We start from the raw sequence: 757 nt of genomic DNA, 5'->3' as shown, positions 1-757 counted from the left end.
ATGGAAATATGTAAAAGATATGGTATTAAATCAACTCGTCAGTTACGTAACTGGATTTTTAAATATAATGGTCATGAGACGTTAAAAACTTCCGGATCAGGAGGAACACCAATCATGGCTAAAGGACGAGCAACTACCTACGATGAAAGAATAGAAATTGTTAAATACTGCATTGAACATCAACAGAATTATGCCGAAACAGCACAGAAATTCCAGGTATCATATCAGCAAATTTATTCCTGGACAAATAAATACTTAACAGACGGTGTGGATGCACTTCAGGACAAACGAGGGAAAAGAAAATCCGAAGATGAGATGTCTGAAGTTGAGAAGCTAAGGGCCCAGAATAAGTTACTCCAGGCTGAGAATAAAAGAAAGCAGATGGAGATTGATATTCTAAAAAAGCTGGACGAGCTAGAAAGAAGGCGGTTCTAAGCCAGGTAAGATATGAAACTATATATTTCACAATACGTGATCTGAATGACACGAAATCATATCCCATAAGTGAACTTTGTAAGATTCTCGGTATACAACGTTCTTCGTATTATAAATGGCTCAACAGGAAAGAAAGTAATAATGAGAAATTAAACAAAGAGTTGCTTCCCATGATTCGGTTTAACCCCCTATTGTTAGAGCCATCTCCCATAATCTCATTTTTTCATTGAATTTCATAACAGCCAGAAAAGGCTAAGTTATACAATGATGGTCCGGCGGCCTTGACAGCCCTAAGGGCTGCGGAATGATTTAACTACCGACG

Annotated in this window: 1 protein-coding gene; it reads left to right on the top strand. The window is 37.8% G+C overall.

Going from position 1 to position 757, the window contains the following annotated elements:
- Nucleotides 1-114 precede the first annotated feature (114 nt).
- The gene (locus tag P6N53_RS18590; protein ID WP_304545844.1) at nucleotides 115-435 is read left to right on the top strand and encodes a helix-turn-helix domain-containing protein; all 321 of its coding nucleotides are present in this window, start codon (nucleotides 115-117) and stop codon (nucleotides 433-435) included.
- Nucleotides 436-757: the final 322 nt, after the last annotated feature.

Source organism: Desulforamulus aquiferis (genome assembly GCF_030577015.1).
GTDB lineage: Bacteria > Bacillota > Desulfotomaculia > Desulfotomaculales > Desulfotomaculaceae > Desulfotomaculum > Desulfotomaculum aquiferis.
Note: the sequence above shows the minus strand (reverse complement) of the source record. Positions and strands in the feature narration are given on the sequence as shown.